The sequence below is a fragment of the Microbacterium sp. NPDC090007 genome, assembly GCF_044748345.1.
GTDB lineage: Bacteria > Actinomycetota > Actinomycetes > Actinomycetales > Microbacteriaceae > Microbacterium.
Genome location: NZ_JBIVFV010000001.1, coordinates 230,442 through 245,869, shown reverse-complemented (window position 1 = coordinate 245,869; position 15,428 = coordinate 230,442). Strand labels below are relative to the sequence as shown.

Below are 15,428 nucleotides of genomic sequence, written 5' to 3'. Positions count from 1 at the left end.
GGGATGCTCACACGGCATCCTGGCTCTATCGTGGCCGTGCGGTCGCCACTGGCGGGCTCGAAGACGAGAGCCGCAGCGGCGCACCGCCCCCGATCCACGATCTCAAGGACTGGTCCCGTGACGAAGCGCACACTCACCGTCGGATTCATCGGCCTGGGCAGCATGGGCAGCGGAATGACCCGCAACCTCCAGGCATCCGGCTTCCCCCTCGTCGTCACCGACGTCCGCCCCGAAGCGGCGGCCGACGCCGTCGCGCGCGGCGCCGTCTGGGTCGACACCGCCGCCGAGGTGGCATCCCGCTCCGATCTGGTCATCACGATGCTGCCCACCCCCCGGCACGTCGACCAGGTGCTGCGCGGGCCCGACGGCCTGCTCGACGCGCTCCCGGCGGGCGGCACCTGGGTCGACATGTCGACCTCGGTGCCCGAGGTGGCCGACCGCGCCCGCGTCGACCGACCCGACCTGCGCATCCTCGACGCGCCCGTCAGCGGCATGTCGGTGGGCGCCGCCAACGGCACGCTGCAAATATTCATCGGCGGCGAGACCGACGACGTCGAGAGCCTGCGCGAGGTGTTCGAGGCGATGGGCGAACCGGAGCGGATCCTCCACGTGGGCGGCCACGGTGCCGGCTATGCGGTCAAGCTCATGATCAACCAGCTGTGGTTCTCGCACCTCATCGCCACGGCCGAGGTGCTCTCGGTGGGCGTCAAAGCCGGCGTCGACCTCGAGGTGCTGCGCCGGGCCCTGGTCGCCAGTCCCGCGAACAGCAACTTCGTCGAGCACGACGTGCTGTCGATCCTCGACCACGGGGACTACGACGAGGGCTTCGCCCTGGCCCTCGCCTGCAAGGACCTGGGTCTGTCTTCCGACCTGGCCCGCTCCGTCGGCATGCCCTACGAGCTGTCGGGGCTGGTCGACCAGCAGTTCCGCCGCGCCAAGGCGATGTACGGCGAGCGCGCCGGCGAGATGGCGCCCTTCCGTCTGTACGAGGACCTGCTCGGCGAGCCGCTGCGCCGCGCCCAGGCCACGGCGGGGGTCGCGCGATGACCGACGAACGCGCCTTCGTCGCCTCGCTGCCCACCGACCTCTTCATCGATGGCGCCTGGCGGGCGGCATCCAGCGGGGATCGCTTCGACGTGATCGACCCCTCCACCGGCGACGTGCTGACCACGGTCGCCGACGCGAGCGTCGCCGACGGCGACGACGCGCTCGCCGCCGCCCACCGCGCGCAGGAGTCGTGGGGCCGCACCGCCCCGCGGGAGCGGGCCGAGATCCTGCGCCGCGCCTTCGAGATCGTCACCGCCCGCACCGAGGACTTCGCCCTGGCCATGACCCTCGAGATGGGCAAGCCCCTGGCCGAGGCACGAGGAGAGGTCGCCTACGGCGCGGAATTCCTGCGCTGGTTCAGCGAAGAGGCCCCGCGCGTCTCGGGCCGGTACTCCGTCGCCCCCGACGGCCGCAACCGACTGCTGGTGGTGCAGCGCCCGGTGGGTCCGTGCCTGTTCATCACGCCGTGGAACTTCCCCCTCGCCATGGCCACCCGCAAGATCGCCCCCGCGATCGCCGCCGGCTGCACGATGGTGCTCAAGCCTGCGGCCCTCACGCCCCTCACGGCTCTGCTGCTCACCGAGGTGCTGCGCGAGGCGGGGCTCCCCGACGGCGTGCTCAACGTCATCCCCACCACGCACGCGGGTGCCGTCACCGGTCCGCTCGTGCAGGACCCGCGGCTGCGCAAACTCTCGTTCACCGGCTCGACCGGCGTCGGGCAGCGCCTCATCGCCGACTCGGCGGCGCAGGTGCTGCGCGTGTCGATGGAGCTCGGCGGCAACGCCCCCTTCCTCGTCTTCGAGGACGCCGACCTGGATGCCGCCGTCGACGGCGCCGTGCTGGCGAAGATGCGCAACGGCGGTGAGGCATGCGTGGCCGCCAACCGCTTCCTCGTGCACGAGTCCGTCGCGCGGGAGTTCACCGAGCGCTTCGCCGCCCGCATCGGCGCATTCGTGCCCGCGCGCGGCACCGACCCCTCGTCGACGGTGGGGCCCCTGGTCGACGCCGCCACCCGCGACAAGGTGGCCTCGCTCGTCGAGGGGGCCGTCGCTCAGGGCGCTCGCGTCGCCGTGGGCGGCAGCGTCATCCCCGGCCCGGGCTACTTCTACCAGCCGACCGTGCTGGTCGACGTGCCCGCCGACGCCGACATCCTGCGCGAGGAGATCTTCGGACCCGTCGCCCCGATCCTGACCTTCCGCGACGAGGACGAGGCCGTCCGTCTCGCCAACGACACCGAGTTCGGCCTGGTCTGCTTCGCGTACACGCGCGACCTCGACCGGGGTCTGCGGCTGGCCGAACGCCTCGAGACGGGGATGCTGGGGCTGAACGCCGGGGTCGTGTCGAACCCCGCCGCGCCCTTCGGTGGCGTCAAGCAATCGGGACTCGGCCGCGAGGGCGGAGCCGAGGGCATCCACGAATACCTCGAGACCGTCTACGTCGGCATCGCCGACCCCTTCGCCTCCCGGAGCGCCTGAACCATGGACATCCCCGACTTCTCCACCGACTTCTTCTCGCTCGCCGGTCGCACCGCGATCGTCACCGGCGGCAACGGCGGACTCGGCCGCGCCTTCTCGGTCGCGCTCGCCGCGGCCGGGGCGAACGTGTTCGTCCCCTCACTGGCCGACGACGACGGCGAGACCGCGCGCCTCGTCGAGGCGCACGGGCGCGAGTACGCCTTCGCGCCGTCCGACATCACCGCGGCGGGCGAACCCGAGCGCGTCGTGGCGGCCTGCGTCGAGCGCTTCGGCGGCGTCGACGTGCTCGTCAACTCCGCCGGCATCAATCTGCTGAGCGAAGACGTCGTCGCCTTCGACCGCGCCAAGTGGGACCCCATGATCGCCGTAAACCTCACCGCGGCCTTCGACTTCGCCCGCGCCTCGGCCGAGGTCATGATCCCGAACCGGCGCGGCAAGATCATCAACATCGCTTCGCTCTTCTCGTTCCTCGGCGGGCGCCAGTCGCCCGCGTACGCGGCATCCAAGGCGGGGATCGTCGGCTTCACCAAGGCGTACGCCGACGAACTGGGCGAATTCGGCATCCAGGTCAACGCGGTCGCGCCCGGGTACTTCGCGACCGCCCTGACCGAGAAGACCCGATCGGATGCCGTGGCCAACGGCCGCATCGTCGACCACGTCCCCGCGGGCCGGTGGGGCGACCCCGCCGATCTGATGGGCGCGGTCGTGTTCCTCGCCAGCCGCGCCAGCGACTACGTCACCGGGCACACGCTCGTCGTCGACGGCGGCTACCTGCTGCGCTGACCCGTTCCCCACCGATCCAGGAAGACCGACATGGCCGATTCCCGTTCCCCGCTGACCCGTTCCGACATCGCCGCCCATCTGACCGATCTGCTCGGCTCCGAGGCCGTCGACACCCGTGAGGCCGAGCTGCGCGATGCCAGCGTCGACCGCTTCAAGAAGTACTCCGCCGTCCACGGCATCTTCGACGGGCCGTTCCCCGCCGCGATCGTCTACCCGCGCTCCACCGACGAGGTCTCGCGGGTGCTCCGTTTCGCCGACGACAATCGCATCGCCGTGGTGCCGCGCACCGGCCGCACCGCGACCGAGGGCGGCCTCGAGACGGTCGTCGCCGACACGATCGTGCTCGACGGCTCGCGGATGGACGGCATCCTGGACGTCAACACGGTCGACATGATGGTGACCGTCCAGTGCGGAGCGGGTCTGCAGCGCGTCGAGGACGAACTGCGCGCCCAGGGGTACACGACCGGCCACTCCCCGCAGTCCAAGCCCCTCGCGCAGTACGGCGGGCTCGTCGCGACCCGCTCGATCGGACAGTTCTCCACCCTCTACGGGGGGATCGAGGACATGGTCGTGGGGCTGGAGGCCGTGCTCGCCGACGGCACCGTCACGCGCATCAAGAACGTGCCGCGTCGCGCCGCGGGTCCCGACATCCGGCATCTGATCATCGGCAATGAGGGCGCCTTCGCCTATGTGACCGAGGTCACGGTGAAGATCTGGCCCTACACGCCCGAGAACAACCGGTTCTTCGGCTTCGTCACCGACGACTTCGGCGCGGGCATCGAGCTGCTGCGCGAGCTCGTGACCCAGGGGTACCGTCCCTCGGTGGCCCGCGTCTACTCTCCCGAGGACGCCCGTCAGCACTTCTCGCACTTCCACGACGGCAAGAGCGTGGTCGTCCTCGTCGCCGAGGGGCCCCGACGCCTGGCCGAGGCGACCGCCGCGGCCATCGCCGAGGCCGCCGAGGGCAAGCCCCTCGAGCGCGTCGACGACGCCCTGATCGAGCGGTGGTTCGACAACCTCAACTGGGGACAGGACAAGATCGACCGCGAGAAGCGCGAGATGCTCGAGAAGGCCCACCTCGGTTACACCACCGAGGTGTCGGTGGACTGGTCGCGCGTGGTCGAGCTGTACGAATCGGTGATGGGGCGCGTGCGCGGCGAGTTCCCGCGCGCCGCCGACCTGACCATGCTCGGCGCGCACTCCTCGCACAGCTATCAGACGGGCACGAACCTGTACTTCGTGTACGACTACGACATCCACTGCGACCCGCGCGACGAGATCACCGAATATCACGAGCCCCTCAACGCGATCGTGGTCGAAGAGGCCCTGCGCCTGGGCGGGTCGATGGTGCACCACCACGGCATCGGCAAGTACCGCACGGCCTGGACGGGTGAGGAGCATGGCAGCGCCCTGGTGCTGCTGGAGCGCATGAAGGCCGCCCTGGACCCGAACGGCGTGATGAACCCCGGCACGATCTTCGCGCTGGAGGGGTGATGCCGGCCGTCGTCGCGATCGACAACGGCTCGCAGTCGACGAAGGTGCTCGTCGTCGACGAGACGGGGCGCGTGCGCGCGCAGGCGCGCGTCGGGCTCCGGCCCTACGCGACGCCCGCGCCGGGGCGCAGCGTCCACCCCGACGACGACGTGTGGGACTCCATCGTGCGCGCCTGCCGGCTCGCGATGCAGCGGTTCGACGGCGACCCGTCCGAGATCGTCGGCGTGGGCCTGTGCACGATCCGGTTCTGTCGCGCGCTGCTGCGCGCCGACGGGACGCTCGCGGAACCCCTGCTGAGCTGGATGGACGAGAGGGTCTCGCGCCCGCACGTCCCCTCGCCCGCGGTCGCGCACGTGACGACATCGTCGGGGTACGTCGCGCACCGTCTGACGGGGGCGTTCCGTGATGCGGCCGGCAACTACCAGGGCGTGTGGCCGATCGACCAGACCACCTGGCGGTGGACGGCGGATCCGGATGCCGCTGCGGCGACCGGCATGGACCGTTCGCTGCTGAGCGAGCTCGTCGATCCGGGCGCCGAGCTCGGTCGCGTGAGCGTCGAGGCGTCGACGGTGACCGGCCTGCCCGCGGGTGTGCCGGTGTTCGCGACATCGAACGACAAGGCCGTCGAGGCGCTGGGCGCCGGGCTCTCCTCGCCCGATGACGTGCTGCTGTCGTTCGGCACGTACATCGCGGCCATGACGGTGGCCGATGCCCCGGGCGGTGGGGAGCAGCACTGGGTGAACTTCGGCGCGCGCCCCGGGCAGTACCTCGCCGAATCCACCGGCATCCGTCGGGGGATGTGGACGGTCAGCTGGCTGCGCGATCTGCTGCACCCCATCGCTCCGGACGACGACATCTACGCCTTCGACCGCAGCCTCGGAGCCGAGGCCGAGAGCGTTCCCCCCGGGTGCGACGGGGTCGCGGCGGTGCTGGACTGGCTCGCCCCCGGCGACGAGCCGAACCGGCGCGGGGCGTTCGTCGGCTTCTCGGGCGCCCAGGGCCGCGGGCACCTCTACCGGGCCGTCCTCGAGGCGATCGCGTTCACGATGGCCGACCACGTCGAAGCGATGGAGCGCGAGCGCGGTGTCGCGGCGCGCGGAGTGATCGTGACCGGCGGAGGGGCGCAGTCCGCGCTGCTCGTACAGATCGTCGCGGACGTGCTCGGGCGGCCGGTGCGCCGGGCCCTCGTCGACGACGCCGCGGGGATCGGTGCCGCGATCTGCGCGGCGGTCGGCGCCGGGGTGTTCCCGGATTGGGATGCCGCGGCTTCGGCCCTGTCCGGAACGGGTGACGCCGTGCGACCCGGTGCGCACGCGGACGCCTACCGGGCGCTTCGACCCTGGCACCGTGGCATCCGCTCCCGCGTCGCGGAGCTGTCGGGCTGGATGGCCTCGGCGCGGGGGTGACCCGCGCGCCGTCGCCGCCGTCGTCGCCGTTCCCCCGCGGGTTTTTGTCGCGTCGGGGGCGCGGGGTGACGGAAAGGTGCGGGGGAGTAGCGGCGCCGTGGGCCGGGACCGCTGGCTGTTCCCCCGCGGGTTTTTGTCGCGGCGGGGGTGCGGGGTGACGGAAACGTGCGGGGGAGTAGCGGCGCCGTGGGCCGGGACCGCTGGCTGTTCCCCCGCGGGTTTTTGTCGCGTCGGGGGCGCGGGGTGACGGAAACGTGCGGGGGAGCGGCGGCGCCGTGGGCCGGGACCGCTGGCTGTTCCCCCGCGGGTTTTTGTCGCGTCGGGGGCGCGGGGTGACGGAAACGTGCGGGGGAGTAACGGCGCCGTGGGCCGGGACCGCTGGCTGTTCCCCCGCGGGTTTTTGTCGCGTCGGGGGCGCGGGGTGACGGAAACGTGCGGGGGAGCGGCTGCGGCGGCGCGGCAGCGGCGGCGCGGCAGCGGGCGGCGCGGCAGCGGGCGGCGCGGCCGTCACCCCGCCGCCGCCATTGCCGACCCCTGGCGCACGCGTTAAACTTGAGTCAACGCAACTCAAGTTCGCGGACAGGCTTCCAGGAGGATGAATGAACGCCACGCAACAGCCGGGGCAGGAGGACGCGCGCAGCGCCCTCGAGCAGTTCGGCATCAACCTCACCGACCGGGCCCGTCAGGGCAAGCTCGACCCCGTCATCGGGCGTGACGGCGAGATCCGTCGCGTCAGCCAGGTGCTCACCCGGCGCACCAAGAACAACCCGGTGCTCATCGGCGAACCGGGCGTCGGCAAGACCGCCGTCGTCGAGGGCCTGGCCCAGCGCATCGTCGCGGGCGATGTCGCCGAGAGTCTGAAGAACAAAGAACTCGTCGCGCTGGACATCTCGGCGCTGGTCGCCGGTGCCATGTACCGCGGGCAGTTCGAGGAGCGTCTGAAGAGCGTCCTGAAAGAGATCACCGAGTCCGACGGCCGCATCATCACGTTCATCGACGAGCTGCACGTGCTGATGGGCGCGGGGGGCGGCGAGGGTTCGGTCGCGGCATCCAACATGCTCAAGCCCATGCTCGCCCGCGGTGAGCTGCGCCTGATCGGTGCCACCACGCTGGACGAATACCGCGAGTTCATCGAGAAGGATGCCGCTCTCGAACGGCGCTTCCAGCAGGTCTACGTCGGCGAGCCCAGCGTCGAAGACACCGTCGCAATCCTGCGCGGCCTGAAGGAGCGCTACGAGGCGCACCACAAGGTCGCGATCGCGGATGCCGCCCTGGTGGCCGCGGCGTCCCTCTCCCATCGCTACATCCCGGCGCGTCAGCTGCCCGACAAGGCGATCGACCTGATCGACGAGGCGGCGTCCCGCCTGCGCATGGAGATCGACTCCGCTCCTCTCGAGATCGACGAGCTGCGCCGGCACGTCGACCGACTCAAGCTCGAGGAGCTCGCGCTGAAGAAAGAGAAGGACGCCGCGTCCAAGGAGCGCCTGGCGACGCTGCGCGAGACGCTGGCGGGCGAGCAGACCCGGCTCGACGAGCTGCAGCAGCGGTGGGAGCGCGAGCGCGCCTCGCTCAACCGCGTCGGCGAGCTCAAGACCCGGTTGGACGCCGCCCGCGTCGATGCCGAGCGCGCGCAGCGCGAGGGCAACCTCGAGCGGGCGTCACGGCTGCTGTACGCCGAGATCCCGGGGCTGGAGCGCGAGCTCATGCAGGCCGAGACCGACGAACCCGCGGGCGATCGCATGGTCAACGACCAGGTCGCCGACGAGGACATCGCCGCGGTCATCGCGGCGTGGACGGGCATCCCGGTGGGCCGCCTGCTGCAGGGCGAGACCGAGAAGCTGCTGCACCTCGAGCGCGAACTGGGCAAGCGGCTGATCGGACAACGGGATGCCGTGAAGGCGGTCTCCGACGCGGTGCGCCGCTCGCGCGCCGGCATCAGCGATCCGAACCGCCCCGTGGGGTCGTTCCTCTTCCTGGGCCCGACCGGGGTCGGGAAGACCGAGCTGGCGAAGTCGCTCGCGGACTTCCTCTTCGACGACGAGCACGCCATGGTGCGCATCGACATGTCGGAGTACGGCGAGAAGCATTCCGTCTCGCGCCTCGTCGGCGCCCCTCCGGGCTACATCGGCTACGAGCAGGGCGGACAGCTGACCGAGGCCGTGCGCCGCCGCCCGTACTCGGTGGTGCTGCTCGACGAGGTCGAGAAGGCGCATCCCGAGGTATTCGACATCCTGCTGCAGGTGATGGATGACGGCCGCCTGACCGATGGCCAGGGGCGCACGGTCGACTTCACCAACGTCATCCTGATCCTGACGTCGAACCTCGGCTCGCCGATCCTGATCGATCCGACCCTGCCGATGCCGGCCAAGCGCGACCAGGTGCAGGCGCTCGTGCGGCAGGCGTTCAAGCCGGAGTTCGTCAACCGCCTCGATGACATCGTGATCTTCCAGGCCCTGACGCAGGACGACCTGGCGCAGATCGTCGAGCTCGCCGTCGACGCCCTGCACGCGCGGTTGCGCGAGCGCCGGCTCACCCTCGCGGTGACGCCCGACGCCCGCTCGTGGCTCGCCGAGCGCGGATACGACCCGGTGTACGGCGCGCGGCCGCTGCGCCGGCTCATCCAGACCGAGGTGCAGAACCGTCTGGCGATGGCGATCCTGGCCGGAACGGTGCGCGACGGCGACGTGGTGCGGGTCGACGTCGCCAGCGACGGCGAAGCGCTCATGCTCGTCAGCGACGGCCCGGCCGCACCCGACGACGATCTGGACGACGTGATCGAGGCCGAGATCGTCGAGTGAGCGAGCGGGATGCCGCGCCGGCGCGTGGCATCCCGTCGGCTCGATCGGCACCGGCGTCGACTCCCCGCCGCGTCTCGAGGCACCGCCGCCCGGCTACCCTGGCCGCATGACGATCGCGACCGCCGACCTGTACGACGAGCGCGGCGACGCGCTGGATTCCCTCTCGCTGCAGTTGATCGACGTCGGGGGGCGCACCGCATTCGACGGCGTCATCCGGACCGTGCGCTGTCATCGCGACAATGCGCTGGTCAAGCAGACATTGGCGACGCCGGGCGAGGGGGCGGTCCTCGTCGTCGACGGAGGCGGGTCGCTCGAGTCCGCGCTCGTGGGCGACATGATCGCCGCCTCCGCGGTCGACAACGGCTGGGCCGGCGTGATCGTCCATGGCGCCGTCCGCGATCGTGCGGCCATCGGCGCACTCGAGCTGGGCGTGAAGGCGCTGGGGACCAACCCCCGCACGAGCGCCAAGGACGGCACGGGAGAGATCGATGTCCCCGTGACCATTGCGGGGGTGGTGTTCACCCCGGGCCGTCACGTCTGGGCGGATTCGGACGGCGTGCTCGTCGAGCGCTGAGCCCGAGACGCCCCCGTGGGCCGGTCCTCGGCGTCCCACCGACAACGCCCCCTGCTGAGAGAAGCGCTCTCGACGAGCGTTTCTCGGTGCGGGGGGCGTTCGTCGGGGGACGAGCGGCGGATGCCGGGGACTCAGGCGTCGGCGATGAGCGACTCCGCGACCGTGCGACGCTCGCGGGGGGCGAGCTCGCGCTGACGCAGGCCCTCGTCGGCGGCCTCCACGTCGCCGAGCACGCCGACGGCGATGACCGCGACGGGAGCGAAACGCGCCTCGACGTCGAAGGCGGAACGCAGGGCGTCGGCTTCGAAGCCGCCCATCTGGTGGGTGGCGAGACCCTCGGCGTGCGCCTGAACGGTGAAGTGGGCGGCGGCCTGGCCAGCGTCGTACTGCGCCCACGTGCGCGCTTCGCCGTCGGCGGTCGCGGTCTCGGCGAGCACCACGACCAGCGCACCGGCGGCGGGGGCCCACGCCTGGTTGAAGCCCATGAGCGCCGCGACGAGACGGTCGTGCGCCTCGGTACCGCGGCGAGCGACGATGAAGCGCCACGGCTGGTGGTTCATCGCCGAGGGAGCCCAGCGGGCCGCCTCGAGGGCGGAGCGGAGGGCGGCTTCGTCGATGGGAGCCTCCGGGTCGAAGACGCGGGTGCTCCATCGCTCGGCGAGCACGTCGAGGATGGGCGCGTCGGTGCGGGCGGTGCGATCGAGAACGAGGGACATGGAGACTCCTGAGGTCGGATGACAGTGCCGGGACGCCGTTGACCCGCCTCGGTCAACGCTCCCGACCTCCCGGGTGTTCCCGGATGACGCCGCGTGTCTGCGGCGCCCGGTCCCGGTCGCGCGGCGATTCGTTCCCCGCTCCCGGGTGACCCGCCATGACGCCGTCGCGTGTCCTGCCCCGTCTTACGCCCCCGCCCCCGCCCCCGCCCCGTGCACAACGGCGGGGCGATGGCGTGACACGCCGCGCCGGGTTCGGGTGGGGCGGCGTGTCGGCGAATTCTCCCGCCGTTGTGCGCGGCCGGCTGGGCGGGGCAGCCGTGCGCCCGGCCGGGGTGTGCGCGGCCGGCTGGGCGCGGCCGGCTGGGCGCGGCCGGCGGGCGCCGCGGGCGTCCCGGCGTTCTCGTCAGTCGCTCCAGGATGCCGGTCCGGCGGTTCCGGCGGGATACTCGTCGAGCGGCACTTCGTTCTTGCGCCACGCGTCGATGACCGGCTGCACGATGCGCCAGCACTGCTCGGCGGCATCACCGCGCACGGCGAGCATCGCGTCGCCGTCGAGGATGCCCGACAGCACTTCTCCGTACGCCTTGAGCGCGCCCTCGCCCAGGTCGGCGGCGAGGGTCACGCGCTCGAGCTCGAGCGGGTCGTCGGCGCCGTTGACGTTGAGCCCCAGGCTCATGGTGTCGGGGCCGAGCGAGAACACCAGCACCGACGGCTCGCTGTCGCCGACGAAGCCACCGGGCAGGTGCCGCACGGGCTTGAAGGTCACGGTCACGGCCGGGTCGCCGGCGCCGAGGGCCTTGCCCGATCGCAGCAGGATCGGAACGCCCTGCCAGCGCGTGGTGCGCACCTCGACGGTCATCTCGGCGAGGGTCTCGGTGCCGCGCGACGCATCGACGCCGGGCTCGTCGACGTACGACGCGAAGTGGCGCTCGCCGACGTCGCCGGCCGTGTACCGGGCGCGGCGGGAACTGCCCACGGGGTCGTCGTTCCACACGTGCGTCGCGCGCAGCACGGCCGAGGTGGCGTCGCGCAGGTCGAGCTGGTCGAGGGAGGACGGCGGCTCCATCGTGACGAAGGCCATCACCTGCAGCAGGTGGCTCTGGATCATGTCGACGAGCGCTCCGGCGTCGTCGTAGTAGCCCGCGCGCCCCTCGAGACCCAGCACCTCGGGGAAGTCGATGTGGATCGAGGCGATGTCGTCGGCCGACCAGACGCTCTCGATGAGGCGGTTGGCGAAACGCACGCCCAGCAGATTGAGGACGGTCGAGCGCCCGAGGAAGTGATCGATACGGAAAACCTGGTCCTCGGGGACGAGGGTCGCCAGCTGACGGTTCAGCGTGTGGGCGCTGTCCTCGTCGATCCCGAAGGGCTTCTCGAGCGCCAGCACGGTTCCCTGGGGGAGCCGCACGTCGGCGAGGGCGATGCACGACTTCTCGGCCACCGCGGGGGGAACGGCGAAATACAGTGCGGGGCGGCCCTCGGCGGCGTCGAGCAGTTTCTGCAGGTCGTCGGCCCGGGTGATGTCGGCCTGGCTGTAGGTGGTCTCGGCGACCGCGGCGAAGGCGGCCTCGGCATCCGTGGTCGAGAACGACTTCTTCACCACCTCGCGCCAGTGCTCGTCGCTCCAGTTCTCGATGCCCGCGCCGTGCAGACGCACCGAGCGGCCGGGCTCGCGCGTGAGCAGCTGGCCGAGGGCGGGCAGCAGCAGGCGCGAGGTGAGGTCGCCCGAGGCGCCCAGGATGATGAGGGTGGTGTCGGCGGCCATGCGGACACCGTATCGTTCCCCTCCGACACCCGATCGCCGCTTGCAGCGCGTGCAGGGATGGCACTAACGCGATGCTCGGTGACGATGTCGGTCCCACCTGCCATGATCCGAGGGTGACGACTCCGATCGAGGACTACGCGGTCCTCAGCAACTGCCGATCCGCCGCCCTCGTGTCCGCCGCGGGCAGCGTCGACTGGCTGTGTCTGCCGCGGTACGACAGCGGGTCGATGTTCGGTGCGCTGCTGGGCGACGACACGCACGGGTCGTGGTCGCTGCGGCCTGCGGACCCCGCCGCCCGCGCCACCCGGCGCTACGACGGCGACACCTTCGTGCTCGCGACCCGTTGGGAGACCGCCACCGGCATCGCGGACGTGTACGACGCCATGCCCGTCGACGAGGGCGTCGAGGCGCTCGTGCGCCGCGTGGTGGGCGTATCGGGATCCGTCGACTTCGTCAGCGAGGTGCGCCTGCGTTTCGATTACGCCCGGGCCGTGCCGTGGGTGCGTCAGGTGGGCCGGGGTGACGCCCACGCGATCCTCGCGGTGGCGGGCCCGGATGCCGTCGTGCTGCGCGGACCGCGATTGACCGCCGTCGACACGGCTCACCGCGCCCGGTGGACCACCGAGCCCGGCCGGGCCGTCGATTCGGTGCTGTCGTGGGGCGCGTCGTGGGAGGAGCCGCCGGCGGCGTTCGACGTCGAGGCGGCTCTGGAACGCACGCGCGAGTGGTGGGCCGCGTGGGCCGACCGGGTGCAGTCGAGCGGAGATCACGCCGCCCTCGTCAGGCGTTCGCTGATGGTGCTGCGCGCGCTGACGCACTCCGAGACCGGCGGCATCGTCGCGGCGGCCACCACGTCCCTGCCCGAGGCGTTCGGCGGGTCACGCAACTGGGACTACCGCTACGTCTGGCTGCGCGACGCCGCTCTCACCCTGAGCGCGTACATCGAGCACGGCTATCTCGACGCCGCCCACCGGTGGCGCAACTGGCTGCTGCGGGCGATCGCGGGCGATCCCGCCGACGTGCAGATCATGTACGGCATCGCGGGCGAGCGCGACCTGCCCGAGCGCGAGATCACGAGCCTGCCGGGGTACGGCGGCGCCGCTCCCGTGCGCATCGGCAACGGTGCGGTCGATCAGTACCAGGCGGACGTGATCGGCGAGGTCATGGTCGCCCTCGAGGCCGCCCGCGACGCGGGCGTCGAAGAGACCACGTTCTCGTGGGCGCTCCAGCGCGCCCTGCTCGACCAACTCGCCGCGTGGGTCGACCGCCCCGACCTCGGCATCTGGGAGATGCGCGGCGACCCGCACTTCTTCACCCACTCCCGGGCGATGATGTGGGCGGCGTTCGATCGCGGCATCCGGGCCGTCGAACAGTGCGGACGCGACGGCGAGGTCGACACGTGGCGGACGCTGCGCGATCGGATCCGGGTCGACATCGACGCACACGGCGTCCACGCGGGCGGGTGGTTCACCCAGCACTTCGACACCGACGAGGTCGACGCCTCGCTGCTCGTGCTGCCGCAGGTGGGGTTCTGCGCCTACGACGACCCGCGCATGCTCGCCACCGTCGCCCGGATGGAAGAGACCCTCATGCCCGACGGGTGGCTGCTGCGCTATCGCACGACCGGGGTCGATGGGTTGGATGGTGACGAGCATCCGTTCCTGGCGTGCTCCTTCTGGCTCGTGGGGCAGTACGCGCACAGCGGCCGCCGCGACGACGCCCAGGCCCTCATGCACCGCCTGACAGGGGTGGCCAACGACCTCGGTCTGCTGTCCGAGGAGTACGACCCCGTGACCGGCCGGCAGGCGGGCAACACCCCGCAGGCGCTGTCGCACCTCGCCCTCGTCGGCGCTGCGGACGCTCTCGACAAGACCGCCCCGGGCAGGGCGTCCGAGTCGTAGAGTCGCGGCATGGACGACGACGGCGAGCTCGGGAGACTCCGCGAGCGCGTGTACGGCGCCGACGGCGGCGACGCGACCCCCGAGATGATCGCCCGGCTCGTCGAGCTCGAGGAAGGGGCACGGCGGATGCCGTCGACGAGGCCCGGATCGCCCGTCGTCGATGCCGCGGCCTCGGCGCCCTCGCCCCCGGCCACCCCGCTTCGCACGTCCGCTGCGGGCGCGGCCGGGTCGTCGACCGCCGACTTCGGCGACCTACCGCCCGCCCGAGCCCCCGGCGGCCCGCCGCTTGCTCGAGGCCCCGGCGACCTACCGCCCGCCCGAGCCCCCGGCGGCCCGCCGCCCGCGCGAGCCCCCGGCGGCCCGCCGCCCGCCCGAGCCCCCGGCGGCCCGCCGCCCGCCCGAGCCCCCGGCGGCCCGCCGCCCGCCCAAGCCCCCGGCGACCCGAACGGAGCACCCGCCGACCCGTCCTCGGCCGCGCGGGCGCCCGCTTTCGCCCGCGAGGCGGGCCGCCCTCGCCGCCGTTTCCTGCGAAGGACGCTGACGGCGGTCGGTGCGGCCGCCCTGGTCGGCATCGGGGTCGGCGTCGGCGTCGCGATCGGCTCGGTTAACGCGGTGCCCGCGACGACGGCCGATGCGCCCGACGACGGGCTGCCCGAGCTGGCGTTCCCGCAGACGAGTGAAGACGTCGTCTCGGCCGACATCCTGCGCGACAGCGGCATCGATGCCGCGAGCACGCGGTACATCGCGACGATCGACGACTTCCGCATCTATCTCGCCCGGCCCGACGACGGTGACGGGCGCTGCATCGTCGTGTTCACCTCGAGCGACAACCGACCCTGGTCGTCGGGATGCGCCAGCGGCGCGCAGCCGGGCGCCGCGGTCTTCGGCGTCGACCAGGGCCTGTCGGTCGCGATCGGTCAGCCCCGCGGCGACCAGGTGACCGGCGACCCCATCCGTGTGTCCGACAGTGTCACGGCCTACGTGGCGCGATGACCCCGTGTCGCGCCGCCCGCGATGCGCTGAATGAAGGAGAACGACGATGTTCCACCCCGATGGTGCGTATTCGGGCCTTGCCGTCGACGACGTCGAGGCCGCCCAACGTTTCTACGCCGAGACGCTCGGCATCCGCGTCGAGGTGCTCGAGGGGTCGGGCTTCCTGGTGCTGCACCTGGCCTCGGGAGGGCGCGTGCTCGTCTACGGCAAGCCGCACCACGAGCCCGCGTCGTTCACGGTGCTCAACTTCCCCGTCTCCGATATCGAGGCCGCCGTCGACGACCTGCGGGCTCGCGGGGTCGACACGAAGATCTACGACGACGAGAACTTCCCGACCGACTCCCGCGGCATCATGCGCGAGGGGGGTCCGCTGATCGCGTGGTTCCGCGACCCGGCGGGCAACGTGCTCGCCGTGCTCGAAGAGTAGACCCCGCACACAAGGGAAACGGGCGGATGCCGGGGTCCCGGCATCCGCC

At 72.0% G+C, this 15,428-nt stretch carries 12 protein-coding genes; 10 read left to right on the top strand and 2 right to left on the bottom strand.

Translation table 11 applies throughout. From position 1 onward, the window contains the following. Nucleotides 1–117 precede the first annotated feature (117 nt). From ACIPVB_RS01100 to rraA, 7 genes are all read left to right on the top strand, one after another. Complete coding sequence (locus ACIPVB_RS01100) at nt 118–1,047, top strand: NAD(P)-dependent oxidoreductase (RefSeq protein ID WP_400366214.1); 930 nt, start codon at nt 118–120, stop codon at nt 1,045–1,047. Then, a complete protein-coding gene (locus ACIPVB_RS01095; protein WP_400366212.1) occupies nt 1,044–2,522 on the top strand; it encodes an NAD-dependent succinate-semialdehyde dehydrogenase in 1,479 nt (492 codons plus the stop codon). The genes ACIPVB_RS01100 and ACIPVB_RS01095 overlap by 4 nt, the downstream gene beginning before the upstream one ends. 3 nt (nt 2,523–2,525) lie before the next feature. Then, entirely contained in the window at nt 2,526–3,305 is a 780-nt protein-coding gene (locus ACIPVB_RS01090; protein WP_400366210.1) for an SDR family oxidoreductase, read from the top strand. Between the two features lie 30 nt (nt 3,306–3,335). Beyond that, complete coding sequence (locus tag ACIPVB_RS01085) at nt 3,336–4,799, top strand: FAD-binding oxidoreductase (protein ID WP_400366208.1); 1,464 nt, start codon at nt 3,336–3,338, stop codon at nt 4,797–4,799. Further along, a complete protein-coding gene (locus ACIPVB_RS01080) occupies nt 4,799–6,205 on the top strand; it encodes an FGGY-family carbohydrate kinase (RefSeq protein WP_400366206.1) in 1,407 nt (468 codons plus the stop codon). Before ACIPVB_RS01085 ends, ACIPVB_RS01080 begins: the two co-directional genes overlap by 1 nt. Before the next feature lie 599 nt (nt 6,206–6,804). Next, the gene (locus ACIPVB_RS01075) at nt 6,805–9,003 is read left to right on the top strand and encodes an ATP-dependent Clp protease ATP-binding subunit (RefSeq protein WP_400366204.1); all 2,199 of its coding nucleotides are present in this window, start codon (nt 6,805–6,807) and stop codon (nt 9,001–9,003) included. A 106-nt stretch (nt 9,004–9,109) separates the two neighbouring features. Beyond that, nucleotides 9,110–9,577 carry a ribonuclease E activity regulator RraA gene (rraA, locus tag ACIPVB_RS01070; RefSeq protein WP_400366203.1) on the top strand — a complete coding sequence of 156 codons (468 nt, stop codon included), beginning with the start codon at nt 9,110–9,112 and terminating at the stop codon, nt 9,575–9,577. A 131-nt stretch (nt 9,578–9,708) separates the two neighbouring features. Here rraA and ACIPVB_RS01065 read toward each other — a convergent pair whose 3' ends face one another. Together ACIPVB_RS01065 and ACIPVB_RS01060 are read right to left on the bottom strand one after the other, a co-directional pair. Then, the gene (locus ACIPVB_RS01065; protein ID WP_400366202.1) at nt 9,709–10,293 is read right to left on the bottom strand and encodes a nitroreductase family protein; all 585 of its coding nucleotides are present in this window, start codon (nt 10,291–10,293) and stop codon (nt 9,709–9,711) included. Nucleotides 10,294–10,696: 403 nt separating this feature from the next. After that, nucleotides 10,697–12,058 (bottom strand): glucose-6-phosphate dehydrogenase, encoded by a 1,362-nt coding sequence (locus ACIPVB_RS01060; RefSeq protein WP_400366200.1) that lies wholly within the window; start codon nt 12,056–12,058, stop codon nt 10,697–10,699. Between the two features lie 113 nt (nt 12,059–12,171). Here ACIPVB_RS01060 and ACIPVB_RS01055 point away from each other — a divergent pair, with 113 nt between their 5' ends. Genes ACIPVB_RS01055 through ACIPVB_RS01045 form a run of 3 tightly spaced genes read left to right on the top strand, consistent with a single transcriptional unit; the run spans nt 12,172 to nt 15,379 of the window. Then, nucleotides 12,172–13,959 carry a glycoside hydrolase family 15 protein gene (locus ACIPVB_RS01055; RefSeq protein ID WP_400366199.1) on the top strand — a complete coding sequence of 596 codons (1,788 nt, stop codon included), beginning with the start codon at nt 12,172–12,174 and terminating at the stop codon, nt 13,957–13,959. 9 nt (nt 13,960–13,968) lie between these two features. Beyond that, a complete protein-coding gene (locus tag ACIPVB_RS01050; protein ID WP_400366197.1) occupies nt 13,969–14,952 on the top strand; it encodes a hypothetical protein in 984 nt (327 codons plus the stop codon). A 46-nt stretch (nt 14,953–14,998) separates the two neighbouring features. Beyond that, complete coding sequence (locus ACIPVB_RS01045; protein WP_400366195.1) at nt 14,999–15,379, top strand: VOC family protein; 381 nt, start codon at nt 14,999–15,001, stop codon at nt 15,377–15,379. Nucleotides 15,380–15,428 lie beyond the last annotated feature (49 nt).

Bases quoted from the DNA above. Each gene is read 5' to 3' on its own strand.
- ACIPVB_RS01045 (WP_400366195.1), top strand. From the start codon at position 14,999: ATGTTCCACCCCGATGGTGCGTATTCGGGCCTTGCCGTCGACGACGTC.
- ACIPVB_RS01050 (WP_400366197.1), top strand. From the start codon at position 13,969: ATGGACGACGACGGCGAGCTCGGGAGACTCCGCGAGCGCGTGTACGGC.
- rraA (WP_400366203.1), top strand. From the start codon at position 9,110: ATGACGATCGCGACCGCCGACCTGTACGACGAGCGCGGCGACGCGCTG.
- ACIPVB_RS01090 (WP_400366210.1), top strand. From the start codon at position 2,526: ATGGACATCCCCGACTTCTCCACCGACTTCTTCTCGCTCGCCGGTCGC.
- ACIPVB_RS01095 (WP_400366212.1), top strand. From the start codon at position 1,044: ATGACCGACGAACGCGCCTTCGTCGCCTCGCTGCCCACCGACCTCTTC.
- ACIPVB_RS01075 (WP_400366204.1), top strand. From the start codon at position 6,805: ATGAACGCCACGCAACAGCCGGGGCAGGAGGACGCGCGCAGCGCCCTC.
- ACIPVB_RS01085 (WP_400366208.1), top strand. From the start codon at position 3,336: ATGGCCGATTCCCGTTCCCCGCTGACCCGTTCCGACATCGCCGCCCAT.
- ACIPVB_RS01080 (WP_400366206.1), top strand. From the start codon at position 4,799: ATGCCGGCCGTCGTCGCGATCGACAACGGCTCGCAGTCGACGAAGGTG.
- ACIPVB_RS01065 (WP_400366202.1), bottom strand. From the start codon at position 10,293: ATGTCCCTCGTTCTCGATCGCACCGCCCGCACCGACGCGCCCATCCTC.
- ACIPVB_RS01060 (WP_400366200.1), bottom strand. From the start codon at position 12,058: ATGGCCGCCGACACCACCCTCATCATCCTGGGCGCCTCGGGCGACCTC.